The sequence below is a fragment of the Vibrio sp. 99-70-13A1 genome, from assembly GCF_013114625.1.
Taxonomy (GTDB): Bacteria; Pseudomonadota; Gammaproteobacteria; order Enterobacterales; family Vibrionaceae; genus Vibrio.
The window spans coordinates 138,442-162,683 of the sequence record NZ_VTXD01000001.1 but is presented as its reverse complement, the minus strand read 5'-3'; the positions used below and the strand labels follow the sequence as shown (position 1 = coordinate 162,683).

The window sequence follows — 24,242 nt, the reverse complement described above, 5'->3', positions numbered from 1 at the left end:
ATGACCAATGCGACGACACAAATATTAACAAAAGCTGGCAAAGAATTGATGGCTAAACTTGCGGCTGAAGAAAAAGAATTAAGAATAGACAAATTTATCTTTGCCGATGTACCAGACCGAGCAGATTTTCCTTTGGAAACTGATGCCACCCCTTCCCAATATGTGGTTCACGAGTCAGATGTACATGAACGAGGTCGAATTTCTACGGATATGGTCATCTATTCCACCACGCTCGCGAGTAACGTAGGTCCATTTTATTTTAACTGGCGCGGTCTTTACTGCAGTGAACACAACACTGTTATTGCGATCCATCATCCAGTTCGAACACCAAAAACGAAGGATGAACCAGGTGTCGCGGGAAATACATTAGTCCGGTCACAAGTGATTAAGTATGACAATATTTCGGGAATAACGAACATCACCGTTGATCCTAAAAGTTGGCAATATAATGCTACACCGCGGATGAACCAAATGGATGCGGATACTGCTCAAGCGATGGTTGACCAAAATGGCAATGATTGGTTTATTGAAGATGCTTTTTTGGTCACGCCTAAATCTACAGCATTCAATGTTAAGTCAGGTTCTGGCTATGTTTCTGGTCGACGTGTGGCCCTAGATTTTGAACGAACGTTACAAGTTCTTGAAAAGCCTTCATTCATATATGTTGACCTCTATAAAGATGGTTCACCAACTGGTGAATATCAAACACAGTTCGAGTTTGTTGTGACTTCAGAAGAGAAAGATGATTACAACGATGAGCAAGGTAAGCAGCACTTTGTTTGCAAAATAGCAAAGGTTCACGCTGATGGAACTGTTTCTGATTTAAGGCCTGCCCGAGAAAGTGCAGATAGAAAGTGGGTGGGGGAAAACTTCCGAGGTGTTGACGAAGCCATTGAAAGTAAATATCTACAAACAGGTGACCAAAACACGGATGATGTCATTGACACTACTCGTTCACACGCGATGGGTAGTGTTAAAAAAGTGAAGGCGTTTGCCGTTGGTGAAACGTCCTCATTGAGTAGCTTTTATTCATATCCACATTTCAATAATGAACTTTGGGTGGCGAGTTCAGATGTTAACAATAATGGCGCTTGGATCTCAGAGCTTACAGGTAACGAAGGCATCACCCTATCTTTACCTTTTGGGGTTGTTATAGGAGATTCTATTGCTGAAGGGCATCCTGAACTTCATGGGAGGCTTCATAACGAACTTGGGCAAGTCGACTTAGCACATGAGAATGAAAGTGGCCAATTAAGTTATGAATTTGGCGCAATAACAGGATTGTATTGGTATAACCATGGTATTGGCGGACAACAAACGGCTCAAATACTGGCTAGATGGAAGCGCGACGTTCTCGGGTTAGATTATGACCCTGGTGATGGGAAAGGAACTAGAACTTTACCTGGCAAGCCTGCGTTTGTTGTTGTTAATGTAGGAATAAATAACATCAGCTATGGTCATGGCATTGAGGGGGCGAAAACCGATTTAATCTCGATGGCGAAGTCTTGTTGTGAGAACGGGATATTAGCTGTATTCAATACACCGCCAGCTTATCGCACTTCAGATGAAGTTAAGCAGTCGCAAATACAAGAACTACGTTCATGGATGCAAACTGAATTAATTAGGTTTGGGGTGTGGGTGTTTGATGCGTGGGATTGGAGTCGTTTGCCTGATTTAGTTCAACCGAATCCCAGACTTATCAAAGACAGCGTTCATCCTTCTAAGGTTGGATATAAATCGATGGCTAGGGCCATTGTTGAAAGTACGGAAATTCCTTGGTGTTTAGATTCTTTGGTCGTCGATACTTCACTTGATCCGCAAATGATGCCAACAAAGTATGCGAGACCGTCAGAATATAAAGTTCAAGTAGGCTCTCAACGGATTAATGTTGATGCTAATTCGGAACAAGAAACGCAATCCATACCCTTAAATTTCTCTGTTAGCAATGAAAAAGAGTTATCGGTGTTCATTACTAAAGCTGAAGCTGTAACCGGTAATAACTGGAGTGGCTTGAGTGGCGCAGTATGGTGCTTTTCTAAGCTAAAAAGTGGCCAAGTTTCTAAGCGACAAGAGTTACCCGATGTCATAGGAGCGATGGCATCTGGAATCATTGTGAATGACGGAAATGGGTGGAAAGTTTTTGACCATGGTAAACCTTATGGGATAGAGAATATGGTTATTGAAGCGGGAGCATTATTATTGCGATTTAGTGCTCCTTGTCAGTCAATATCAGTTGCAACGATAGGAGTTGAAGAAACGATAGTCGCTGTAGGAGCTTTTGTTGCCGGTGATCCTCTGCGATGGCGTATCCATTTGAAAGATGAAAACGGCTTGTCAGTTAATGCAGAGTCTATTGTTAATACTTACATCAGTATTACAGCAAACTAATAGAGTAATACTAGTATGCTAACCCTAAACGGCACCCAACTCCCATTAAAGAACTTACGCATTAGCGTTCGTCAGCAATTGGCCGGACAAGACATGTCCGGTCAAACCTCGGCTACCGACCAAGCGGAAACAGGCAGCAAAGGTAAAATTCTGACCGTGAAAGGCGTGATCCCATTTACCAAGAAACAGCTATTAACCAACTTGTTCAGTTTGGCGGAAGCGCAAGAAAACGATGCCCGCCAAATCTATCGAATCAGTAACAAAACGGCAGAAGCCTTAAAAATACGCCAAGCCAAATTTCAAGGTTCCGTTCGCGCCGATGAGCAAGAGTCTCACAGGCAATGGAGTGTTTCATTTGAACTTATCGAGCATCTTTCGGTACCAGAACGAGTAGAGCAGCGCCAAGCGGACAAACCCGCCGCGCAGCAAAAAGTACAAGGTGTGAATACACCGGTTGAAGCTGGGCAAAGTGACGATGTGCCGCCAGGGACCGAAGTTGAGTTAACAGGATTTCAGAAAGTACTCAACGACAGCAAAAAGCTCTAACTAGTGGTGATTTATGAGTGCAAACAATCGATTCATTAGCCGCGTTTACCTTGGTAAAGATAAAGCCAAGATGAAAAGCCATAGAGTCGTCTTTGATAAAAATACGCCAGGTCGCTGCGAGCTGACTGTTGAAGGTAATCCAGAGCCCAATACCATCATCGCCGTAGACTTAGGTTGGGGCGATGATATTACCCGAGTCTTTTTGGGTTACATCGAAAGGGTGCAGCCTGCTGAAAAAGGTTGGTCTGCCGTATTTTGCCGAGAGCTATCAGCAATACTTTACAAGCCACTGAACATCATCATGCGTCACCCAACACTCATGCAGCTGCTAAGCGAAGTCACCAATAAAACAGGGCTTCAATTTGTGTTACCAGAAAAGGCTTACAGTAAAACTGCCATCCCTTGCTTTTACAGTGATGGCAATGGCTATCGAGTCATAGACGAGCTCGCCCAAGCGTTCAGCATTGAAGACTTGTTCTGGCAGCAACAAGGCAACGGGCAAATTTACGTAGGCAGTTGGCAAGATTCCCATTGGGCTGATAAGCCTATCACCATACCTAACGAACTCATGACCAACCACACGGCAAACAAATCAGTAAAGATACCGGCTATTCCAAGGCTCAAGCCAGGTGTTGTGGTGAATGGGCTTCGATTAGTCGGTGTCGAGTTTGAAGGAACGGAGGCAAAGCTCACATGGATGTAAATACTATCAAGCGCATCATCTTCCGTTTGTTCCCTGAATTCACAGGGCAGTGGCATTTGCCAAGATGGGGAAAAGTGGTCGCCTTGCCAGAACTCCCAGAAGAAGGGGACTTGTCTGATCGCTTTTATCCTCACTACGCGGTAGATGTTCAGCTACTTGATGAAAAGGGCATGGAATACGAAGACAAACCACCATTGCAGGCGGTACCACTTCCAGTGCCAGGTCTTGGTGATCACGCTGGTCGGTTAGAACCACCGGCTATTGGCAGTATTGTTGAGTTAGGGTTTATGTTCGGGCAACCAGACAAACCTTTTATTCGTTGCGTTCTTCCGCTTGGGTTCAAGTTACCAGGCATCAAAGAAGGTGAAAGCCGATACCAACAACGCAAAGGTGTTTACCAATTGGTAGACAAAGACGGGAACTTTGAACGTAAGACAGACCAAGCCGACAAGCTTGAATGCCTCACTCAACAAATCAAAGTACTGGAAAATCGAATTGCTGAAATTGATGGTAACCACAGTGAAACCGTCAAAGGCAACAAATCATCTACGGCAAAGAAAATCATTGAAGTAGCAGATCTCATTACAATGAATGGCGGGACAGGTGTATGTACAGGTGCATCCATTTGTCCGTTCACTGGAAAACCGCATGTAGACGTTTCAGCGACCGTCAAAGCAGGTAAGTAACATGGCATTAGAAGTCGATGCAACCAAGCAAGAATTGATTCAAGAGCTGCAAGCAAGAGGCTTTGTGACAGAAGGAGAGTTTTCACAGAACTCACCGTTGATGGAAGCAATAGCAGCAGCAATGGTTACAGTGATTAAGCGGGATGCAGAAGTCATCATAAACACTGGCAGCTCTAACGGGACCTATAAAGTAACGTAAACACCAACCATCTCACCAACAAGCGCCCACAACGGGCGCTTTTCTTATATCTAAAGCCAATGACATAGCTGCAGGCTAGCGCCACGGAAAGGAGCAACCACGTGACGGAATCCGCACTCATCCTCCCCACCTGCGACGTTTTCGATCTGGTTTTTTCGCAATTTTGATTTAGTGAAAAACTACGGGGTTATGGCAGGCACAGAACATGCGCTAAAGCCTTTTGCTATAAAGGCTTCGAGTGATACGAAAAGCCATTGAATAGGGCTTATATTGCGCCTAATAGAATTTCAATAATTGCGCTTTTTTTCGATAAATTGCAATAATGACGATCTGTAAGGATCTTAGTTGCTAATTTAAGTTGTTGATTTTAAACGTTACTAGGTGTTTTCTGTCAGGTTTTTAACGATCTAATGTATAAAATTAAAGATCTCTTTTTCAGGAGGTGAAGCCAGACAGGGCAAGGCTTTGACGCCAATCTGATAGTAATTATATTTTTTCAAAATTGTTCAAGGGATTCAGCGGTAAAAGTGGACGGGAAAGAAGGCAGAGCAATGGCAGAAAATAGGGGATTTACGTGGAAAAATGCTAGTGTTTATTCGTGTGTAAGAAATAGAGAAAATAACAATCTGTCGCCATTTCATCGCCACTAAGATGGTTGTATAAATTTAAGTTATTGTTTTTATAGTATTAATTAACGTTAGATATATTAAAGCTGATGACTTTCATGAAGATCCTTAAATGGAAACTGTGAGAATTTCAGAAATACTAGCATCTTATAGTGGTGAAGAGCGACAACAAAGGCAGGAATATGTATTGATAGTCAACGTAGTTAGTTACTCTTATTAACATTTATGTAAACTTTAGTATGATCTATCAAATGAATATGGTGTAATCAGATCTAAGCTATTCATAAGGTTATGAAAGTCATTTGGCTTATTATAAGGATGTACAACAATGCGATCTCTCTCGGTACAGTGGAAAATTACCTTACTGGCGGGCTGTTGCCTGCTGATCACTTCTTTATCCCTTATTGGTTTTTCCATATACAACGCCACTTCTAATCAACAAGTCATAAAAACATTGAGTTCTGAATCGGTAATCGACAAGTCTCAACAATTACTGGCTTCTGTTTCTCAGCTAAATTCGAAAGAAGTTCAGCAGTATATAGATGAAGCTATATACCGAGCAGAAATGTTGTCTGCTACGGCTTTATTTTTAAAGAATAATGCGGAAGAGAATTTCACTCCGAGTGAAGAATTACGAACAGCCTTAGATGAGATGGTTCGCCAATCTGTTATCAATTTCGATTCAATTCAAGGTGCGTACTTGGTGTTTGAACCGAATATGCTTGATAGTGAAGATGATAATTATGTTGATGCAGATTATGTAGGGTCAAATGAGATCGGTCGTTTTGCGCCTTATTGGAGAATCGCAGATAACGGTGAGAACGTTTTAGCCAATGTTATCTCGGAAAAAACGTTTAATGATAGTGCTAATAGCGAGCGTTTCTTTTGTCCTATTTCAAGCGGGGAAACCTGCGTAAGCACACCAAAAATTATTGAAACTGAACTTGGGCGCATTCTTGCAACCTCAATATCCGTTCCTATTGTCGTTGATGGCGTTTCTATTGGTTTTCTAGGGATTGATCTACGCCTTGATGGGCTGACTGAAATTATCCGCGAAACGGATGAAAGCCTATTTAATGGCAGTGGCGCAGTTTATGTAGTGAGTTTAGATGGCTCAGTTATCGCAACTGATAATACGTCAATTCAAGCGGGTAGCCCGTTCTTAAGCGAACAAATCTCAACTGATGTGATGACGGATCTTCTTTTCGGTGAAGAAGTGACGACACAATGGAGTGAAGATAATCAATGGTTGATTTCATTTGCTCCTGTTCGTTCTGCAAACCAGATTTGGGGCGTGCTATTTGAAATGCCTCGCTCAAGTGTGATTGCTGATGCGGAAAAACTTGATGGCATCATTAGCAACAAAGTTGAAGAAGGGATCAAAACAGAGATTCTCGCGGGTTCCTTGTTCATGATAATCGGATTAGCGGTTATTGCTATCGCTTCGCTCTCTATTGTTAAACCAATTCGAGAAGTGGTAAAGAGACTGAATGATATTGCTTCTGGTGAAGGAGATCTCACTCAGCGATTAGATGTTAAATCTCAAGATGAAATTGGGCAACTTTCTCAAGGCTTTAACTTATTCTTAGATAAACTTCAGAATACGATTAAACAGGTTATTCAAACGACTGAACAAGTCGCTGAAACAACCGTTAGAGCAAAATCGACTGCTTCTGATACTAGAAATAGCAGTGAATCACAGTTTAAAGAAGTAGATTTGGTGGCTACTGCTTCAGAAGAGATGACGCAGACTTCAGGGCTCGTAGTACAAAATGCAGAAGTCGCAGTTGAAGCGGCAACACAAGCTAACAACTCTGCGAAGCAGGGACAGCAAGTTATCGAACTATCAGCAGAAGAGATGATCAAGCTGGTGGATAGAATGTCGAGTGCGGTTCCTATTGTGGAAGAATTAGCGAAAAACAACAGTAATATTACAGAGATCTTAACTGTCATTGAGGGAATCTCTGAGCAGACTAACTTACTCGCACTTAATGCTGCTATTGAAGCGGCAAGGGCAGGAGAGCAAGGTCGTGGCTTTGCGGTTGTAGCTGATGAAGTTCGAAACTTGGCAAGCCGTACACAGTCTTCTGTTGGTGAGATCCGCGAAGTGATTGGCAAAGTCCATGCAGGTACTCAAGATGTAGTAGAAGCCATCCAAGAAGGTAATGTGCTTGCTAATGATACGGCTTTACATGTTCAAAAAGCCGTTCAAGATTTAAGTGCAATTTTTGAATCAATAGCGGCAATCAGTGATATGAATAATCAGATTGTACGAGCGGCTGAAGAACAGCAGTCCGTTTCTGGAGAAGTGAATCAGAGTGTTTCGAATATTCGTGATTTAAGTGCACAGATCTTGGAACATGCAGGATCTTCTGAGCAAGTTGGTCAAGAGATCGATCAGTTAGTCACTCAACAGAAAGATTTAGTGAATCAGTTTAAAGTTTAACGGCTCAATATCAGCTTATACACTGCGAACATACTCTATATAAATCAAAAGGCGAACTTCACTATGAAGTTCGCCTTTTCTGTTTATTAACAATGAAGATTAAACACAAATTAAGCTTAATTGCTATTAAGAGACTTAAAGGCAGTCGCTGAAGTCAACATTAGTCTTCAATAAACCAATAGCCTTTGTTAACCAAATCCGTCATGAGAGATATTGAAGCTTGGCTCATTTCGATGCCAGAGTGAACAACAGTCTGGTTACAAAGTGAATTAAGGAATACAGCATCTTCATCGGCCACTTTAATAACTTCACCATTGATGTAAGCAATATTTTTCTCATGCTCATGGTAAAGCGCTTTTAGTCCTGATACACGATAGATTTCACCTTCAGACTCTAAGTGCTGAGCTATCTCTTCAGGCTTCCATAATGGCTCTGGGGCAACAATATTGAGTTGGTGACGAGACTGGCTGAGCAAACAACCCATAAAATCATTAATAGTATCTGGTTGCTCTAGTGCTGATTTCAACATTGTCGTTAAATTCGCAAGATCAGACGTACGGATTTTTCCGTAAGTGTCTTGAGTTTTGAATTCAGGATCATGAAGGTGCACATCACCCATATCATGAGCTAGAACGAAATCAGCAAAATTACTGATAAGCTCCTGTTCTTTAGGAGAGCGGTAGCCAATCGAGTAGCTCATAGAAGGCTCTAAAGTATTACCTTCATGTGGGAAACCTGGCGGGATGTATAGAATATCACCTGGTTCTAGAGTTTCATCGATGATGGCATCAAAACCTTCAATTTGTCTTAGAGCAGAAGCGCGACAAGTTTCTTTATACTGACCTGTATCTTTAGCACCAACGCGCCATTGGCGTTTCCCTTGACCTTGAATGATGAATACATCGTATTGGTCGATGTGCGGACCAACGCCGCCACCAATAGCTGAGTAGCAGATCATCAGATCGTCGAATAACCAGTTAGGAAGTGATGTAAATGCTTCTGTAAGCTGGTTCGCGCCCTCATGCCAATGGTTAGCAGCTTGCACAATAAGCTGCCAATGAGTTTCATTTAACTGACCAAACTTTTCTTCACTAAATGGACCGTGTTCTGCTGTCCATTCATCATTGAAGTTAGAAACAAATCGAGAGTCGATTTCTTCTTCCATCGATAAACCCGCAAGCTCTTCTGGAGAGATAGGGTCAATAAAGTTTTGGAAGCCACCTTTTAGAATAGTGGGTTTTTTATGCCAGTAGTTTTCAAGGAATTCAGGCATAGAAAAGCTAAGTTGGTACATGTGTATCCTATATAGTCGAGTGCTAGGAGCTAGGAGCTAGGAGCTAGGAGCTAGGAGCTAGCTTGGATTGTAAATCTTGTTGGACAATCTCAAGAGCCGCTACAGCCACTTGTGGGTCGATTTCATTACTTTCTAAGAGGTAGATAAGGTCAACAGCGAGTTTGACCTCTTCAGGTGCGTCATCTAGCGGAGAAGGAGCTTTATCAGTCATCATGTCGCCTAGGTTTGTCTAAGTTAATCAAACGCTCAATATCCTTCATCGAATCTGAACATCTTTCTAATCTTTCTTTCGCCGTATTAAGTGCTTTCTCAGCGCCGGCTTTCTGACTTTTATGAGCGTTCGCCCATGCTTGTTGCCTTTGAGTAACTAACTGAGTTAAGCGCCTATGCCAATCTTGATGCTGAGCGAGATCATTATACAGCTGATTTGGGCTTTTCGCCGATTTTAGAGGACGATCTTGTCTTAAATCGTGGTTAGCAAGCTCACGTTGAATCGCCGCGATTTGATTCATCAACTTTTCAGACAAGTAAGACGCTCTTGTTGGAGTAAGTTGAGAGCTCGCCTGTTCACGTAAAATCGTCTGGTAAGTTGATTGAGTTTCTAAAGCGCACGGCAGAAGAAAATGCGCACCGCTTTTAAATAAAGTACGATCGAAAAGAGGTTGATGGTATCTCCCTCTAGCTTTATCGACCTGCGAGCAATGACCGATTAACGTATCTAATAACGTTTTAAGTGCGGAAAGCTGACTCATAGATTTCTCACCTTAAAGAGTGACGAACCATGCTTCATAGGCAAGCTTAATCGCTAAAACACTGACGACAGTAACGAAAACTGGGCGAATAAATTTGGCACCGAAACGAATAGCAGAGTGAGCTCCAACAAAAGCACCGGCCATCAGACAAACACCCATCGTTAAGCCAAGTACCCAATCAATGTGACCAAGAACAGCGAAGGTAATCAATGAGGTAAAGTTACTTGTGAAGTTCATTGCTTTGGCTAAACCAGAAGCAAGCAAAATATTTAGCTTATATAAAGCCATTGAACTTACGGTCCAAAATGCACCAGTCCCAGGGCCAGCAACACCATCATAAAATCCGAGAATAGAACCTTGGATAATCTGTTTTTTCTTGAGGGTTGGGCAAGGCTTGGGAGATACGTTTTGGTTAGCGTCAGGTGTTTTATGGAAAATAGTATACGCTGCCGCGGCTAAAATAATGAGAGGCAAAACTTTCTCTAACCATTCTGTACTGATCGCATTAACTGCCAGTGTGCCAATAGTGGCTCCAATTAGGGTGCTTATAAAAGCATTAATCCAACACTCGGGTTTAAAGAGCTTTTTTCGGTAATAAGTAAAAGCCGCAGTTGATGATGCAAACGTCGCAGCTAATTTATTAGTACCTAACGCAATATGAGGCGGTAATCCTATAGAAAGAAGAGCAGGAACCGTTAACATTCCACCGCCACCTGCAACAGCGTCAATGAAACCAGCAGCAAACGCAACGAGTGCAAGCACTACCAGCATTGTTGGTTCAATCATTTCCATAAATTTCTTATATTCTCATTATTATAATGTTGTAGTTTTAGACCCTGCGATATTAAGGTCAAATTTAATATTTTATTGTTCTTTTAAATGGTGGTAACGAGTCTAATAAAGACTGACCGTAGCGTTTGGTGACAATGCGCCTGTCGAGGATCGTGACTTTACCAGAATCTCTCTCTTTACGCAGTAATCGACCTACGGACTGAATCAGTTTTTTACTTGCTTCAGGTACCGTTATTTGCATGAACGGATTTCCACCGCGAGATTCAATATATTCTGAATGCGCTCGCTCAACAGGCGAGGATGGTACACCAAATGGAATCTTAGTGATCACTAAATTTTCTAATAGTTCACCGGGTAAATCTAAGCCTTCAGAAAAGCTTCCTGTACCAAAAAGAATGCTGGTTTTACCTTGCTCAATAAGCTTTTTATGTTTTTTTAGAATTTCAGTTCTTGAAGTATCGCCTTGCACTTGTAAAGCCCAGCTGCGTTTAACGAAATCTGTTGCTAAAGACTCTGCAACTTGGTTCATTTGCCAATAAGAAGAGAATAAAACGAGGTTCGCTTGTTTGTCTTCAATTACCTTAGGCAATATTTCAATAAGATATTCTGTAAACTGAGGCGCCTGAGGTTCATACTTCATTGCAGGTACGATCAGCTCAGCTTGGTTTTGATAATCAAATGGTGAAGCTAGTGCTAAAAATTGTACGCCGTTCTCCGGTTTTTGGCTGATCCCAGACTGATGACAAAAGAAACTAAAAGAGTTGAGTGCCCTCATGGTAGCTGAGACAAGTACAGCTCCGACACAACGGCTCCAGATCTGCTGATCAAGCTTCCAACCAACTTCCAAAGGTGAAACACTGACGACAAAATCGTCTTCACGTTCTTTGTTTATTTCAAGCCAGCGTGCTAAAGGTGCGCCTTTTTCTCGTTTGGGCTCTGCCATTAACTTCCAAACCTGAGATAAATTCTCGGTTCTTTGTATATAAAAGCCTATTTCAGCCAATGCTGGTTCTGCGAGCTTGGCCGAAAGTTCACCGTCTTTGACTCTTTCCGCTATGAGATCTGCAATTTTCGCAACGGCTTGGCTTGCTTTCTGTGTCAGTTGCTTGAGATCTTTAGATTCGCTTTCTAACCATTCAGGCAAATCACCATATTCAAAACGATAGATACCATCTTCAAACTGAGACGCATCAAAGCGTTTACTCAGTTGGCTCAATGTCGGAATAAGTTGCTGTACAGAGTCTTGCAGTTCGTTCCTAAATCTAGAAACTCGTTTTTCATCAGCTAACCCTGAAAGCTTAGTAATAGACTGATTTAATCTTTCTAGCCAAGAAGCCGCACCTTTTAAACTCGCAGCTGCAGAGGAGTGATCCCTAGCAACATGCGGGAGGTGGTGGGCTTCATCAAATATATAAATGCTGTTTTCTGGTTCAGGAAGTATGACACCGCCGCCTAGGTCTGCATCAGCCATGACCAAACTGTGGTTCGCAATAATGACATCGGCTTTATCTAGCTCAGAGCGAGCCTTCTGGAAAGGACAATTACGGTGAGTTGGCATGCTGTTATTACAACTATGCTTATCACTAACAATCATTTGCCAAATCGAATTGTCTATTGGTTTAGGCCATGAATCTCTATCACCATCCCATTTTCCTTGAGCAAGGCTGGTATACATAGTCTGCAATTGCTCTATGTCTTTTTTCTTTGGCTTGGACTCAAATATTGCCATTTGACCGCCATCAGTCCCACTTGCGGCTGCGAGTTTTTCCGCACAACAGTAACGTTGACGACCCTTAGCCAATATAAATGAGAACTCTCTATCAGTAATTCTTCTATATAAAGGAAGATCTTTGTTCACAAGTTGTTCTTGCAAGGCAACAGTAGCGGTTGAAATGATAATTTTTCTATTGTTAAGCACCGCAACAGGGATGGTTGCCATCAAGTAAGCTAGGGATTTACCAATGCCGGTGCCAGCTTCAGCGACAATTATGCGATTACTCTTATGGTATTGGCCGCAGAGTGTTTTTGCTATCTCAGCAACGAGGTAGTTTTGTGCTCGTCGAGGTACAAAGTTGTCCAACTGTGATTGAAGGTTTTGATAACTGGTGCGAATGGAATTCTGGATTTTAGTGCTTAGCATACTGTGACCTACGTAACTGAGCACAGATAGTAGCACATAACTCTAACCTGTTCATTTTCTGCAAAATTGATTGCTTTTGGAGTAAACCTAGATCTTGTTCACAAAAAAAAAGTGAACTATTGGTAAATAAAAATTAATTTTTTTACTTCGGAGTAAGTTGCTGAATTAACCTTTAAAATATCATGTTATTAGGTGTTAATTGCCAATATGTTTATATTTTTTGGTTTTATATTCTGAATATAACTCTTTTCATTCTATCAAATGTTAATGTTTTGTTGTTGGGATATTAGCCGTAAATTGCTGTAATGTAGTGTAAGTATTTGATTTATATTTATTTTTATATTTTTAGGTTTAATTTTTATGTTATTTGACAGGCAGAATAATCTTTTGCAATCTAGACCACGAAATTTAGTGGCAGTGACTAATCAACAAAGATTGATAGACACAGTCATAAAAAGGGAACCGGGCAAGGATCTCCCATTCTTAGAAAAGGCAGTGGATTTATTATGAAAAAGACTCTATTAGCACTTGCAGTTGTTACAGCAGCAGGTTCAGTTAGCGCAGCAGAAATTTATAAAACAGACGAAGGTACAGTAGACTTTTACGGTCAACTACGTACAGAACTTAAATTCCTAGATGACAAAGATCCTACACTAGGTTCTGGTTCTTCACGTGCTGGTGTTGATGCTCAATACAATGTATCTGATGACCTTAAAGTTCTAGGTAAAGTAGAGTTCGCACTGAAAGACAGCGGTGACATGTACGTTCGTAACCACATTGCTGGTTTAAGCAGCGACTCTGTTGGTACAATTAAGTTAGGTAAACAGTGGACACTTTCAGATGACGTTTACGGCGCTGATTACTCTTACTTCTTTGGTGGTTCAGCACTACTTTACTCAACGCTAAACAGCGCTCTTCACGATTCACAAGTAAAGTACTCTTACGATGCTGATAACTTCTGGGTTAAACTTGGCTACGGCTTTGACGAAGATTCTTCAAACCAAGAGCTAGTTGAAGTTTACGCTGGTACTTCTTTCGGTGACTTCAGTGTTCACGTTGGTGGTGGTCAGGTAAATGATGATGTTGTTGGTTCAACTCACGAAGGTCTTGAGCACACATACTACGAAGGTACTGTTGAGTACTCTAAAGATGCTCTAACACTTGGTGCTACTCTTGCTGGTTCTTCTATCGAATCTGCAAATGATAAAGCAGACCAAACAGGTATCACTTTAGGTGCTATGTACGGTATTGCTGATAAAACTACTGTATACGGTGGTTACGAATTCGTATCTCAAGATCACAGCGCTCTTGAAGACAGTGACGTAATTTACGTTGGTGTTGAATACAAATACGCTAGCTGGGCTCGCGTTTACGCAGAATACGGTTACGCAGACGGTGATACTCTAGGCTTCAACCGCCAAGGTACTGACGCTGTAGTTGCACCACAAAGTGTAGACGGAGCAAGCAACTTTGGTATCGGTGCTCGCGTTTACTGGTAATTTAAAGTATTGTTAATGAAAGCCCAGCATAGTGCTGGGCTTTTTTTTGTCTATTGTTTATTAGGATGGATACAATAATGCAAAGTTTGAAATATTCTCTTTTGGGGCTGTTAGTTACGGCTTCCGTTGTTAATGCTGAAGTCACACTCGATGTTCCTGAAAATGTGGATCTACTCTCTGTTAACATGAGTAGCCCTGATTTTGAGCAAGGGTTATTCTCTGCTGAGAAAACAGTAGTCTTACCCGATGGTGTGAACCAAATCGTTTTTCAATATGAACCTGTTTTTGATGAAAGAGATAATCAAAGAAAAGCTTATAGTTCTGTCATTATTGCTAAGTTTGAGGCTAATGATGAGGAACTTACTTTGTCTATGCCTAAATTTAAGAACTTCCGTACTGCTCAAGAAGGTATTAAAAACCTTCAGTGGGAAATTAAAGATGAACAAGGGCAAGCATTGCCTAAAACTGAAGATGTGTTAGATGGTGAAGGTATTCAACTAAATAGAAGTTATTCTGAAGAAGCAACAGAATATAATAAAGTTGGTGGCCCGGCGGCTGTCGCTATGAGTTACCTAGTAGTTGCTAACCAAACACGTACAGAAGTCGTTACTAACGCAGTGAGTACAGAAGTTGCTAAAGTAGAGCCAGTTGCCGTAATTGCAAAGCCTATAGCTACTGATAAATCTGAATCTTTAGAACAGCTTAAAGCTTGGTATCTAAAGACTTCAAAAGAAGATCGTAAAGAATTCCGTAAGTGGATGATTGACCAAGATTAATTGCATCGGTCGTCCATAAATGAGAAAAGCGAGGTCTACTTTAAAGTGACTTCGCTTTTTTGCTTTATGTTTCCGCAATATTATTCAGGCTTGATCAAATCTCTTTCCATTCGCCTGGTTGCAAATCTCCAACATTCATATCTCCCATCGAAAAGCGAATAAGCCTTAGGGTAGGGAAACCGATATTGGCTGTCATTCGACGAACTTGACGGTTGCGCCCTTCAATAATAGTGATAGATAGCCAAGTTGTTGGAATAGCAGCTCTGAAACGAACTGGAGGTGTTCTATCCCAAACTTTTGGTTCTGCCATCATTTCTATTTCAGCAGGTAGCGTCATACCATCTTTTAGCTCGACACCCTTTCTCAATTTTTCTAAATCTTCCTCAGAAGGGCTACCTTCAACCTGCGCCCAGTAAGTCTTAGGTGATCTTGATTTAGGGTCAGTTAATTTTGCTTGGAAAATACCATCGTTAGTCAAAACCATTAAGCCTTCGCTGTCTCTATCAAGCCTACCGGCAGCATAAACATCTTTTACAGGGATAAAGTCAGCCAGTGTTTTTCTACCTTCACCGTCAGTGAACTGGCTCAATGTATCGAAAGGTTTATTAAAAAGGATTACTTTTCTATCTTCTAAGGACACTTTTGGTTTGGTGTTTGCTTTCTTGACTCTGTGCTTACTTGATGAGGCTTTTCTTTTGGAATCACCCTGTTTGAAAGTCGAACGAGTACGTGATGGTTTGTCAGAGTTGTTTACGCTGCGTGAGCGAGTAGACATGTTAACTACCTTGCAAAAATGTAAATGAAGTGTACCGAAAAGTTTTAACGGAAACAGAATTGAGCTATCATTTGCGCGCCTAAAAGACACAAAACATAACAAGTTATTGGACTATCGAGCCAAATTTGTTTAAGTATAACGTGTTTCATTATAACAACGCACTCATGGATTTAGTTCATGTGGCTTTAAATAGGCAGCATGGAAAATAAGATAGAGTGCGATAATCGCGTAAGTACTTTATGGCGAATATCACAATACCATTGGCGTTATCGTCACTTACCGGTCAATTTACACGGTCTCACTATTTGGAGTGAGCTTGTTAGAACTATAGGGAAATTTCATGCCTACTGAAAAACCAACCATCATCTATACCATTACAGATGAAGCTCCAGCATTAGCCACTTACTCTTTGCTGCCAATTATTCAGTCTTTTACTGCTTCTTCTGGTATCAATGTTGATACTCGTGATATCTCACTTGCTGGGCGTATTATTGCAAACTTCCCAGAGCACCTAAAAGAAGAACAACGCATTGGGGATGCTCTTGCTGAGCTTGGCGAATTGGCGAAAACGCCTGAAGCAAATATCATTAAGCTTCCTAACATTTCTGCCTCTGTGCCACAGCTTCAAGCGGTAATTAAAGAATTACAAGCTAAAGGGTATGCATTACCTAATTATCCAGAAGAAGCAAATACATACGAAGAAAAAGCAATTAAAACGACGTATGACAAAATCAAAGGTAGTGCAGTTAACCCTGTGTTACGTGAAGGTAATTCTGACCGTCGTGCTCCTCTTTCTGTTAAGAACTATGCAAAGAAAAACCCGCATTCAATGGGTGCATGGGCGGCAGATTCTAAGTCTCATGTTTCAAGCATGGAAGGTAAAGACTTCTTTGGAAGTGAGAAATCCACAACAATTGGTAGCGAGACAGCAGTAAGCATTGAATTCGTTGGTGCAGATGGAACGTCGAAAACTCTTAAGCCAGCATTCGGTTTGTTGGAAAATGAGATCATTGATACGTCTGTATTGAACAAAGCTGCTTTAGTTGAGTTTTTTGAAAAAGAAATTGCTGCGGCTAAAGAAGAAGACGTTCTACTTTCATTACACCTTAAAGCGACAATGATGAAGGTTTCAGATCCGATCATCTTTGGGCACGCAGTTAAAGTTTACTACAAAGACGTGTTTGCTAAATATGGCGAGCTATTTGAAGAGCTTGGTGTTGATGTGAACAACGGTCTTGGCGATGTATATGCAAAAATTGCCTCTCTACCTCAAGCGAAGAAAGAAGAAATTGAAGCTGCTTTATTAGCGGTATATGAAACTCAACCAGCTTTAGCAATGGTAGATTCTGATCGAGGTATTACTAACCTACATGTACCAAGTGATATCATTGTTGATGCCTCTATGCCTGCAATGCTACGTTCTTCAGGTCAAATGTGGGGACCAGACGGCAAGCAGAAAGACACGAAGGCACTGATCCCAGATCGCAGCTATGCAAGCGTATACCAAGCTGTTATTGATTTTTGTAAAGAAAATGGTGCATTTGATCCAACAACTATGGGCAGCGTTCCAAATGTTGGCTTGATGGCTCAGAAAGCAGAAGAATACGGTTCTCATGATAAAACATTTGTTTTAGATGCTGCCGGTAAAGTGCAAGTTGTTGATGCTTCTGGTGCTGTTTTGCTTGAACAAGCAGTAGAAGAGGGTGATATCTTCCGCATGTGTCAGGTTAAAGACGCGCCAATTCAAGATTGGGTTAAATTAGCCGTTACACGTGCTCGTGCATCCGGTGTTCCAGCTGTATTTTGGCTAGATAGTGCCCGTGCGCATGATGCTGAACTGATTAAGAAAGTTGAGGCTTACTTACCAAACTACGATACTGATGGTCTAGAGATTAAAATTCTTGCTCCATTAGAAGCGACGCAATTTTCTTTAGTCCGTATCAAAGAAGGTCTGGATACAATTTCTGTTACAGGTAACGTTTTACGTGATTACCTAACGGATTTATTCCCAATTTTAGAGCTTGGTACATCCGCTAAAATGTTGTCAATTGTCCCTCTTATGAATGGCGGTGGTTTATTTGAAACTGGCGCTGGTGGTTCTGCACCTAAGCACGTACAACAAGTGGAAAAAGAAAACCACCTGCGTTGGGATTCGCTAGGTGAGTTTTTGGCATTAGCTGCATCTTTAGAGCACCTAAGTGTTGTAACGGGTAATGCTAAAGCGAAAGTACTTGCAGACGCATTAGATAAAGCAACAGGTGAGTTTTTAGATAATAATAAATCGCCTTCTCGCCGTGTGGGTGAGCTTGATAACCGCGGTAGCCATTACTTCTTGGCAGCTTACTGGGCTAAAGCTTTGGCTGAACAGTCTGTAGATAGCGAGCTTTCTGCTGAATTTACGGAAATTGCTTCTAAACTTGCTGAAAATGAAGAAGTGATTGTTGCTGAGTTAAATAGTGCTCAAGGAGTCGCTGGTGACTTAGGTGGCTATTACTCATTAGATGATAACCTTACATCAGCTCTTATGCGTCCAAGTGCAACGTTGAATGCATTTATTGATGCGTAAGTTCATTCTGCGTAATTATTACGTTAATGACTGAGTATAAAAACCCGCCAAATGGCGGGTTTTTATTTTTAAGCTTTTGCTAACGAATAGATGAAAATGACTAGTTCATCTATTTTACTGTATTTTTATTTGGCAGCGCTTCCTTCGACGGGCACTACAGAACTTGCATGAGAGCCTTTTGGACCTTTCTCAATCTCATAGTCAACTTGTTGACCTGCTTTCAAAGTACGATAACCGTCCATTTGAATTGTTGAGTAGTGTGCGAAGATGTCACCCTCTTCACCTTCAGGGCAAATGAAACCAAACCCTTTGGCGTTATTAAACCATTTTACTGTACCTGTAGCCATGCTATACATCCCTCATGCATTCTGTTACTGATGTTGTGTTTACTCTACTAACACTAGGTTAGTGGTATGAATTTCGTTGCCCATTGCTTCTCAGTTAGCGACTTTCCTGTCGCGAAACGTATTATATTTAGTGAGCAATGTGGTGAATAAAAAACCACTTAGCACCAATGTAGCTAATGAGCGGGCACAGTCAATAGTTAAATGGTATAAAAATTAACAAAATTGCTAACAAATCAACCTTGAGAAAGATAACTTTTCATCAATGTGTACATAACTGAGCTATTGAATCATAGCTTTCTTGAATGGTGGCGGTGTCTTTTTAATCAATCACATATGTTAATCTTGTTAATAGACAGGTTTTATTTGCAGCGATGCAAATGGTGGATTAGGCTCATTAGTAGGGAATGCATTTTTGAGCACCTTTCTTAGTACACCGCATTGCAGGGATGTGATAAATTAGTTTAAACACTCTTCGTAATTTCCCGAGAAAGAACCTAGCAAAACTAACATGAGCAAAAATTTTGAATGGGCATCTCCAGGCTCAGATTTACTGGAGAAAGAAACGACTAAAGTTAAACCGCCGGCTCTGTACAATGTTGTACTGAATAACGATGATTACACGCCGATGGATTTCGTAATTGAGATACTTGAGCGCTTTTTCTCTCTAGACATCGAAAAAGCAACGGATGTGATGCTTAAGGTTCATTATGAAGGTAAAGCGATTTGTGGCACTTTTAGTGCAGAAATTGCGGAAACAAAGGTAGCGCAGGTAACGATGTACTCAAAGGAAAATGAGCATCCGCTACTATGTACAATGGAGCAAGCGTAAAGAATTGCTTGGACAACAAAGTTGTTCCCTTAGGAGGTACTTATGCTAAATAAAGAACTAGAATCGAGCTTAAATGGCGCATTTGCTCGCGCGCGTGACAAGCGTCATGAGTTTATGACTGTCGAACACCTCCTACTCGCATTATTAGAAAATGATGCAGCGAAGGAAACTCTTCAAGCCTGTCAGGCTGATTTAGACGCCTTGCGTCATGAACTCGATATTTTTATCGATCAAACCACTCCCCTTATTCCCGAAAATGATGAGACTCGTGAGACTCAACCTACATTGAGCTTTCAACGCGTGCTTCAACGTGCAGTTTTTCATGTTCAATCTTCAGGTCGTAGTGAAGTTACTGGAGCAAACGTGCTTGTTGCTATCTTTAGTGAACAAGAATCTCACGCCGCTTATCTACTTAAAAAGAATGACATTAGTCGTTTAGATATTGTTAACTTTATTTCACATGGCATTACTAAATCAGGAAGTGATAGCGAGGATCTTTCTTCATCTGATTCTTTTGGTTCCGAAAGTGCAGAAGAAGTAGGCTCTGAAGATCGTCTTGAAAGCTTTGCTACAAACCTGAATGAAGTAGCTAAACAAGGCAATATTGACCCGCTAATCGGCCGCGATAAAGAGCTAGAGCGTACTATTCAAGTACTGTGCCGCCGCCGTAAAAATAACCCACTACTTGTAGGTGAAGCCGGAGTTGGTAAAACTGCAATTGCTGAAGGTTTAGCCTGGCGTATTGTTGAAGGACAAGTTCCAGATGTCATCAAAGATAGCGTTATCTATTCTTTAGATATTGGCTCTTTATTAGCTGGTACTAAATACCGTGGCGACTTTGAGAAACGTTTTAAAGCGATTCTCAAACAACTAGAGAAAGAAGAAGAAGCGATTCTATTCATTGATGAAATCCACACTATTATTGGTGCGGGGGCAGCTTCTGGCGGTCAAGTTGATGCGGCTAACCTTATTAAACCTTTACTGAGTAGCGGAAAACTTCGTTGTATTGGTTCTACTACTTACCAAGAATATAATTCTATCTTCGAAAAAGAACGTGCACTTTCTCGCCGGTTCCAAAAGATTGATATTGTTGAGCCATCACTGGATGACACAACCAAAATATTAATTGGCTTGAAACCTAAGTATGAAGCGCATCACGAAGTACGTTATACAAATAAAGCACTTCGCGCAGCTGTAGAGCTTTCGGCTAAGTACATCAATGAACGTCACCTCCCTGATAAAGCCATCGATGTTATAGATGAAGCCGGTGCTCGTAGTCGTTTAGCACCAGCAAGCCGTAGAAAGAAAACGGTTGGCGTTGCAGATATTGAAGCTATGGTTGCTAAAATGGCTCGAATTCCAGAAAAGTCTGTTTCTTCATCAGATAAGGATATCCTGCAAAAGCTTGATAACAAGATGAAGATGTTGGTATTCGGACAAGATCCTGCAATTGATGTATTAAGCGAAGCTATCAAACTTACTCGTGCTGGTTTAGGTGCAGAGAATAAACCTGTTGGTTCTTTCTTATTTGCGGGTCCTACTGGTGTTGGTAAAACGGAAGTTACTGTTCAGCTTTCAAAACTGCTTGGTATCGAGCTACTGCGTTTTGATATGTCTGAATATGGTGAAAGACATTCGGTAAGTCGTTTAATCGGTGCTCCTCCTGGCTATGTGGGTTATGACCAAGGTGGTTTACTAACAGATTCGGTTATCAAGCATCCTCATTCTGTTGTACTTCTTGATGAAATTGAGAAAGCTCATCCTGATATCTTTAACTTGCTGTTACAAGTGATGGATAACGGTACTTTGACAGATAATAACGGACGTAAAGCTGATTTCCGTAATGTGATTTTAGTAATGACAACCAATGCGGGTGTGGCTGAAACTGAGAAAAAATCTATTGGTCTTATTCAGCAAGATCATGCTCCAGATGCGATGGGTGAAATTAAAAAGCTTTTTACACCTGAATTTAGAAATCGCCTAGATAATATCATTTGGTTTAATAACTTAGATCAAACGGTAATCCATCAAGTTGTTGATAAATTCATCGTAGAGCTTCAGGTTCAGCTGGATGCTCGTGGCGTGTCGTTAGAGGTTGCTGAGGATGCTCGTCATTGGTTAGCGGCTAAAGGTTACGATAAAACCATGGGTGCACGCCCAATGGGTCGTGTTATCCAAGACAAGCTGAAGAAGCCTTTAGCGAATGAGCTGTTATTCGGAAGTTTGGTTGACGGTGGTACTGTAAAAGTGTCACTTAAGAAAGATAAATTGCACTTCGATTACTTAGGTGCAAAAGAAGAAGTCATGCATTAAATACACTTAATGTAGGATTGATTTTTTGATATGAGGAACGTCCAGGTGCTTAAGCATACTGGGCGTTTTTTTATATATCTAGATTAATTGAAGGGTTGTGAGAATAGACATTTACTGTGTTGGTTCTGTTTTTTCTAGTGATTTATAAATTAAGTTTAAATCTAATTTTAATCAAATAGTTAGGCTGGTTTTTGATTCCAAGTTTGTGCTTGTAACAGCAATAAAAAACGGAGCTATAAGCTCCGTTTTTTATTGCATTCGCTAATTAAAAATTAACGAGCACGGAAGACGATGCGGCCTTTAGAAAGGTCGTATGGAGTCATCTCAACAGTTACTTTGTCACCCGTAAGAATACGAATGTAGTTCTTACGCATTTTACCAGAGATGTGAGCTGTCACTACGTGACCATTTTCAAGCTCAACACGGAACATTGTGTTTGGTAGAGTATCAAGGACGGTGCCTTGCATCTCGATTACGTCTTCTTTAGCCATCTAATCCTCTTTCGAAACTTGGCTGTTTTTAACGGACTCGATTAGCCGCTAAAATCAAAATATGTAAAGTTGTCGCGTATTCTACCCTTGCCACAGCTGATTTACTAGCCTTTGATGCCCTTGAAATCGTACTTTGTAGTTCATCGCTGGACATTCATCTATCTGATACCCCAAATAGAGCCACTGTTTTTGGTGTTTTTGAGCGTGCTGAATCTGGTAAAGGACTCCTAGAGTTCCTAAAGATAACTCAATGTCAGGGTCAAAGAAGGTATAAAAAGCACTGGTACATTTACTCATAATATCAGTAACGGCGATTGCAATCAGCTTGTCTTGATCGTAGACATGTAGAAATTTCGTAGTAAGCCAGTGGTTTTTAGAAAATTGAAAAAATTCGTTTTTTTTAGGTGGAAACATGCTTCCGGTACGATGACGAGCTTTTATGTAACGGCTATATAAATCAAACCATTGTTCATCCATCGTGTCCTTTAAAATCCAATGAAAAGACTTCGCTTTATTGAGAAGTCGCCTCTGACTTTTTGAGAAAGAAAAGTTAGGGATTGACAGGCGAATCGCGTTACAGGAATTACATTTATCACAGTGGGGTTTATACATAGTAGACCCACTTCGACGAAATCCATTGGCTAATAGAACTTCATAATTCTCAGGTGTATGCATGTGTTCATCAAGTGCAACCGCGACTCTTTCTTCATAATCAGGTAAGTAACTGCATGCGTGATTATCTGTTAGACCAATTTTTATTTGTTGTAAATCTGAATTCATGCAGGTGAAGCCTCTAACCATTGAGGAGTAAAACAACCATCTTCTAACTTATTTCCCTTTAATTGTAGTAAAGAATCGAGAAACTCTTCACGGTCCACTTTAATTGCTCCTAGAGATTCAAGGTGAGGGTTCATGACTTGGCAATCGATAATCTGACCGCCAAACTTAGAAAAATGTTGGCAAAAATACCACAATGCAATTTTTGAGGCGTTGGTTTGGGTGCTAAACATCGACTCACCACAAAAAACATGACCTTGAATAAGACCATAAAGCCCACCAATAAGTTGATCGTTTTGCCATACTTCAACAGAGTGACAATATTTTTGTTTGGCAAGCTCAATGTAAGATTTTTGCATATCTTTATTCAGCCATGTCTCTTCTGCTGGGCGCAATGCAGAACAAAGATGAATCACTTTATCAGTGGCTTGATTGATGCTGACTTTATATTGGTTCTTTTTTTGAAATTTTTTAAGACTTTTTGCTGGTTTGAAGGTCTTAGGATAAAAAAGGGCTCGCGGAGCAGGGCTCCACCATAGGATGGGTTCTCCAGGACCATACCAAGGAAATATGCCTTGGCTATAGGCTTTTAAGATCCTTGCCGGGGATAGGTCGCCACCAAAAGCTAACAAGCCATTTGGGTCGTCTAATGCATCAAAAGGAGATGGGAATTCTAGATTGTTGGTATCAAGCTCAGTTAAATATATAGTCATAATAGTCGCGTTAAGAATTATTACCGAATCTTCAAATGGCGTTTAGGAGAATAACAATGAAGAATTTTTTGTGGATTTTACTTGTTTTACCCATGTTGGCAAATGCTGGTTACAGCCGTAATCAAGCTAAGCAAGTGAACGAAGTGGTTTACGGCAAGGTTGATTCAGTTAGATATATTACTCAGCAAGAGGTTGTGCAATCGAAAAGTAGCGGTTGGGAAACACTGCTTGGGGCTGCCGTTGGTGGCTTAATTGGTAACCAATTTGGGGGCGGTACTGGGAAGGAAGTCGCGACTGCAGTTGGTGCTGTTGCTGGCGCGGGTGTTGCTCGTAATCGTGGTAATACGCAATATAAAGTTGAATATAAACTGGTAGAACTTTTGGTTGAGACTGATAAAGGGAAACTCATTAATATTATTCAAGATGTCGACAGCGCAATGCTATTTGAGCGCGGGGATTCGGTTAGAATTTTGTATTTTACAGATGGAGTAAGGGTAGATTTAGCTTACTAAATTTAAAGTGGGTTTAGTTGATTAAATATTCACCTTTAAAGGTGTGATTAGCTCTGGAGTTCGGTGTTAAAT

The 24,242-nt window shown here is 41.0% G+C and carries 22 protein-coding genes; 12 read left to right on the top strand and 10 right to left on the bottom strand.

The window, feature by feature from the left end:
- The 6 genes from F0226_RS00720 (at position 1) to F0226_RS00695 (ending at position 7,594) form a co-directional block, all read left to right on the top strand.
- Positions 1-2,388 carry a phage tail protein gene (locus F0226_RS00720; protein WP_171733825.1) on the top strand — a complete coding sequence of 796 codons (2,388 nt, stop codon included), beginning with the start codon at positions 1-3 and terminating at the stop codon, positions 2,386-2,388.
- Positions 2,389-2,403: 15 nt separating this feature from the next.
- Positions 2,404-2,934, top strand: coding sequence for an adenine glycosylase (locus F0226_RS00715; RefSeq protein WP_171733824.1), 531 nt, complete (start codon positions 2,404-2,406; stop codon positions 2,932-2,934).
- 13 nt (positions 2,935-2,947) lie between these two features.
- Positions 2,948-3,637, top strand: a complete 690-nt coding sequence (locus F0226_RS00710) for a hypothetical protein (RefSeq protein ID WP_171733823.1) — start codon at positions 2,948-2,950, stop codon at positions 3,635-3,637.
- Positions 3,628-4,323: a hypothetical protein gene (locus F0226_RS00705; protein WP_171733822.1), complete on the top strand. Its 696-nt coding sequence runs from the start codon at positions 3,628-3,630 to the stop codon at positions 4,321-4,323. The genes F0226_RS00710 and F0226_RS00705 overlap by 10 nt, the downstream gene beginning before the upstream one ends.
- Position 4,324: 1 nt before the next feature.
- Positions 4,325-4,522 (top strand): hypothetical protein, encoded by a 198-nt coding sequence (locus F0226_RS00700; protein ID WP_171733821.1) that lies wholly within the window; start codon positions 4,325-4,327, stop codon positions 4,520-4,522.
- Positions 4,523-5,476: 954 nt separating this feature from the next.
- Positions 5,477-7,594 carry a methyl-accepting chemotaxis protein gene (locus F0226_RS00695; protein WP_171733820.1) on the top strand — a complete coding sequence of 706 codons (2,118 nt, stop codon included), beginning with the start codon at positions 5,477-5,479 and terminating at the stop codon, positions 7,592-7,594.
- A 160-nt stretch (positions 7,595-7,754) separates the two neighbouring features.
- Here F0226_RS00695 and F0226_RS00690 read toward each other — a convergent pair whose 3' ends face one another.
- The 5 genes from F0226_RS00690 to dinG all read right to left on the bottom strand — a co-directional run bounded on the left by F0226_RS00690 (position 7,755) and on the right by dinG (position 12,572).
- Complete coding sequence (locus F0226_RS00690; protein ID WP_171733819.1) at positions 7,755-8,888, bottom strand: cupin domain-containing protein; 1,134 nt, start codon at positions 8,886-8,888, stop codon at positions 7,755-7,757.
- Positions 8,889-8,931: 43 nt separating this feature from the next.
- The gene (rsmS, locus tag F0226_RS00685) at positions 8,932-9,102 is read right to left on the bottom strand and encodes a pleiotropic regulatory protein RsmS (RefSeq protein WP_171733818.1); all 171 of its coding nucleotides are present in this window, start codon (positions 9,100-9,102) and stop codon (positions 8,932-8,934) included.
- A complete protein-coding gene (locus tag F0226_RS00680) occupies positions 9,092-9,640 on the bottom strand; it encodes a primosomal replication protein (protein WP_171733817.1) in 549 nt (182 codons plus the stop codon). Before F0226_RS00680 ends, rsmS begins: the two co-directional genes overlap by 11 nt.
- Positions 9,641-9,652: 12 nt before the next feature.
- Complete coding sequence (locus F0226_RS00675; protein ID WP_171733816.1) at positions 9,653-10,432, bottom strand: TSUP family transporter; 780 nt, start codon at positions 10,430-10,432, stop codon at positions 9,653-9,655.
- A gap of 64 nt (positions 10,433-10,496) precedes the next feature.
- Entirely contained in the window at positions 10,497-12,572 is a 2,076-nt protein-coding gene (gene dinG, locus F0226_RS00670; RefSeq protein WP_171733815.1) for an ATP-dependent DNA helicase DinG, read from the bottom strand.
- 506 nt (positions 12,573-13,078) lie between these two features.
- Here dinG and F0226_RS00665 point away from each other — a divergent pair.
- Positions 13,079-14,071 carry a porin gene (locus tag F0226_RS00665; protein ID WP_171733814.1) on the top strand — a complete coding sequence of 331 codons (993 nt, stop codon included), beginning with the start codon at positions 13,079-13,081 and terminating at the stop codon, positions 14,069-14,071.
- Positions 14,072-14,148: 77 nt separating this feature from the next.
- Entirely contained in the window at positions 14,149-14,847 is a 699-nt protein-coding gene (locus F0226_RS00660) for a DUF2057 family protein (RefSeq protein ID WP_171733813.1), read from the top strand.
- A 94-nt stretch (positions 14,848-14,941) separates the two neighbouring features.
- Here F0226_RS00660 and F0226_RS00655 read toward each other — a convergent pair whose 3' ends face one another.
- Positions 14,942-15,622, bottom strand: coding sequence for a pseudouridine synthase (locus tag F0226_RS00655; protein WP_171733812.1), 681 nt, complete (start codon positions 15,620-15,622; stop codon positions 14,942-14,944).
- Between the two features lie 340 nt (positions 15,623-15,962).
- Here F0226_RS00655 and F0226_RS00650 point away from each other — a divergent pair, with 340 nt between their 5' ends.
- Entirely contained in the window at positions 15,963-18,188 is a 2,226-nt protein-coding gene (locus F0226_RS00650) for an NADP-dependent isocitrate dehydrogenase (protein ID WP_171733811.1), read from the top strand.
- A gap of 125 nt (positions 18,189-18,313) precedes the next feature.
- Here the strand turns inward: F0226_RS00650 and cspD are convergent, their stop codons facing one another.
- Entirely contained in the window at positions 18,314-18,535 is a 222-nt protein-coding gene (gene cspD / locus F0226_RS00645) for a cold shock domain-containing protein CspD (protein ID WP_171733810.1), read from the bottom strand.
- A 508-nt stretch (positions 18,536-19,043) separates the two neighbouring features.
- Between cspD and clpS the strand changes: the two genes are divergently transcribed.
- Positions 19,044-19,364, top strand: a complete 321-nt coding sequence (clpS, locus tag F0226_RS00640; protein WP_171733809.1) for an ATP-dependent Clp protease adapter ClpS — start codon at positions 19,044-19,046, stop codon at positions 19,362-19,364.
- Between the two features lie 42 nt (positions 19,365-19,406).
- Entirely contained in the window at positions 19,407-21,677 is a 2,271-nt protein-coding gene (gene clpA / locus F0226_RS00635; protein WP_171733808.1) for an ATP-dependent Clp protease ATP-binding subunit ClpA, read from the top strand.
- 272 nt (positions 21,678-21,949) lie between these two features.
- Here clpA and infA read toward each other — a convergent pair whose 3' ends face one another.
- The 3 genes from infA to aat all read right to left on the bottom strand — a co-directional run bounded on the left by infA (position 21,950) and on the right by aat (position 23,658).
- Entirely contained in the window at positions 21,950-22,168 is a 219-nt protein-coding gene (gene infA / locus F0226_RS00630) for a translation initiation factor IF-1 (protein ID WP_001040192.1), read from the bottom strand.
- An 81-nt stretch (positions 22,169-22,249) separates the two neighbouring features.
- Positions 22,250-22,948, bottom strand: coding sequence for an arginyltransferase (locus tag F0226_RS00625; RefSeq protein WP_171733807.1), 699 nt, complete (start codon positions 22,946-22,948; stop codon positions 22,250-22,252).
- Entirely contained in the window at positions 22,945-23,658 is a 714-nt protein-coding gene (gene aat, locus F0226_RS00620) for a leucyl/phenylalanyl-tRNA--protein transferase (protein ID WP_171733806.1), read from the bottom strand. Before aat ends, F0226_RS00625 begins: the two co-directional genes overlap by 4 nt.
- Before the next feature lie 56 nt (positions 23,659-23,714).
- On the opposite strand from aat, the gene F0226_RS00615 reads away from it, so the two are divergent.
- On the top strand, positions 23,715-24,170 hold the full coding sequence (locus tag F0226_RS00615; RefSeq protein ID WP_171733805.1) for a glycine zipper 2TM domain-containing protein: 456 nt from the start codon (positions 23,715-23,717) through the stop codon (positions 24,168-24,170).
- Positions 24,171-24,242 lie beyond the last annotated feature (72 nt).

Bases quoted from the DNA above. Each gene is read 5' to 3' on its own strand.
- F0226_RS00665 (WP_171733814.1), top strand. From the start codon at position 13,079: ATGAAAAAGACTCTATTAGCACTTGCAGTTGTTACAGCAGCAGGTTCA.
- F0226_RS00650 (WP_171733811.1), top strand. From the start codon at position 15,963: ATGCCTACTGAAAAACCAACCATCATCTATACCATTACAGATGAAGCT.
- F0226_RS00715 (WP_171733824.1), top strand. From the start codon at position 2,404: ATGCTAACCCTAAACGGCACCCAACTCCCATTAAAGAACTTACGCATT.
- F0226_RS00660 (WP_171733813.1), top strand. From the start codon at position 14,149: ATGCAAAGTTTGAAATATTCTCTTTTGGGGCTGTTAGTTACGGCTTCC.
- F0226_RS00720 (WP_171733825.1), top strand. From the start codon at position 1: ATGACCAATGCGACGACACAAATATTAACAAAAGCTGGCAAAGAATTG.
- F0226_RS00705 (WP_171733822.1), top strand. From the start codon at position 3,628: ATGGATGTAAATACTATCAAGCGCATCATCTTCCGTTTGTTCCCTGAA.
- F0226_RS00680 (WP_171733817.1), bottom strand. From the start codon at position 9,640: ATGAGTCAGCTTTCCGCACTTAAAACGTTATTAGATACGTTAATCGGT.
- clpA (WP_171733808.1), top strand. From the start codon at position 19,407: ATGCTAAATAAAGAACTAGAATCGAGCTTAAATGGCGCATTTGCTCGC.
- dinG (WP_171733815.1), bottom strand. From the start codon at position 12,572: ATGCTAAGCACTAAAATCCAGAATTCCATTCGCACCAGTTATCAAAAC.
- F0226_RS00615 (WP_171733805.1), top strand. From the start codon at position 23,715: ATGAAGAATTTTTTGTGGATTTTACTTGTTTTACCCATGTTGGCAAAT.
- infA (WP_001040192.1), bottom strand. From the start codon at position 22,168: ATGGCTAAAGAAGACGTAATCGAGATGCAAGGCACCGTCCTTGATACT.
- F0226_RS00690 (WP_171733819.1), bottom strand. From the start codon at position 8,888: ATGTACCAACTTAGCTTTTCTATGCCTGAATTCCTTGAAAACTACTGG.
- F0226_RS00710 (WP_171733823.1), top strand. From the start codon at position 2,948: ATGAGTGCAAACAATCGATTCATTAGCCGCGTTTACCTTGGTAAAGAT.
- clpS (WP_171733809.1), top strand. From the start codon at position 19,044: ATGAGCAAAAATTTTGAATGGGCATCTCCAGGCTCAGATTTACTGGAG.
- F0226_RS00675 (WP_171733816.1), bottom strand. From the start codon at position 10,432: ATGGAAATGATTGAACCAACAATGCTGGTAGTGCTTGCACTCGTTGCG.
- cspD (WP_171733810.1), bottom strand. From the start codon at position 18,535: ATGGCTACAGGTACAGTAAAATGGTTTAATAACGCCAAAGGGTTTGGT.
- rsmS (WP_171733818.1), bottom strand. From the start codon at position 9,102: ATGATGACTGATAAAGCTCCTTCTCCGCTAGATGACGCACCTGAAGAG.
- F0226_RS00625 (WP_171733807.1), bottom strand. From the start codon at position 22,948: ATGAATTCAGATTTACAACAAATAAAAATTGGTCTAACAGATAATCAC.
- F0226_RS00695 (WP_171733820.1), top strand. From the start codon at position 5,477: ATGCGATCTCTCTCGGTACAGTGGAAAATTACCTTACTGGCGGGCTGT.
- aat (WP_171733806.1), bottom strand. From the start codon at position 23,658: ATGACTATATATTTAACTGAGCTTGATACCAACAATCTAGAATTCCCA.
- F0226_RS00700 (WP_171733821.1), top strand. From the start codon at position 4,325: ATGGCATTAGAAGTCGATGCAACCAAGCAAGAATTGATTCAAGAGCTG.
- F0226_RS00655 (WP_171733812.1), bottom strand. From the start codon at position 15,622: ATGTCTACTCGCTCACGCAGCGTAAACAACTCTGACAAACCATCACGT.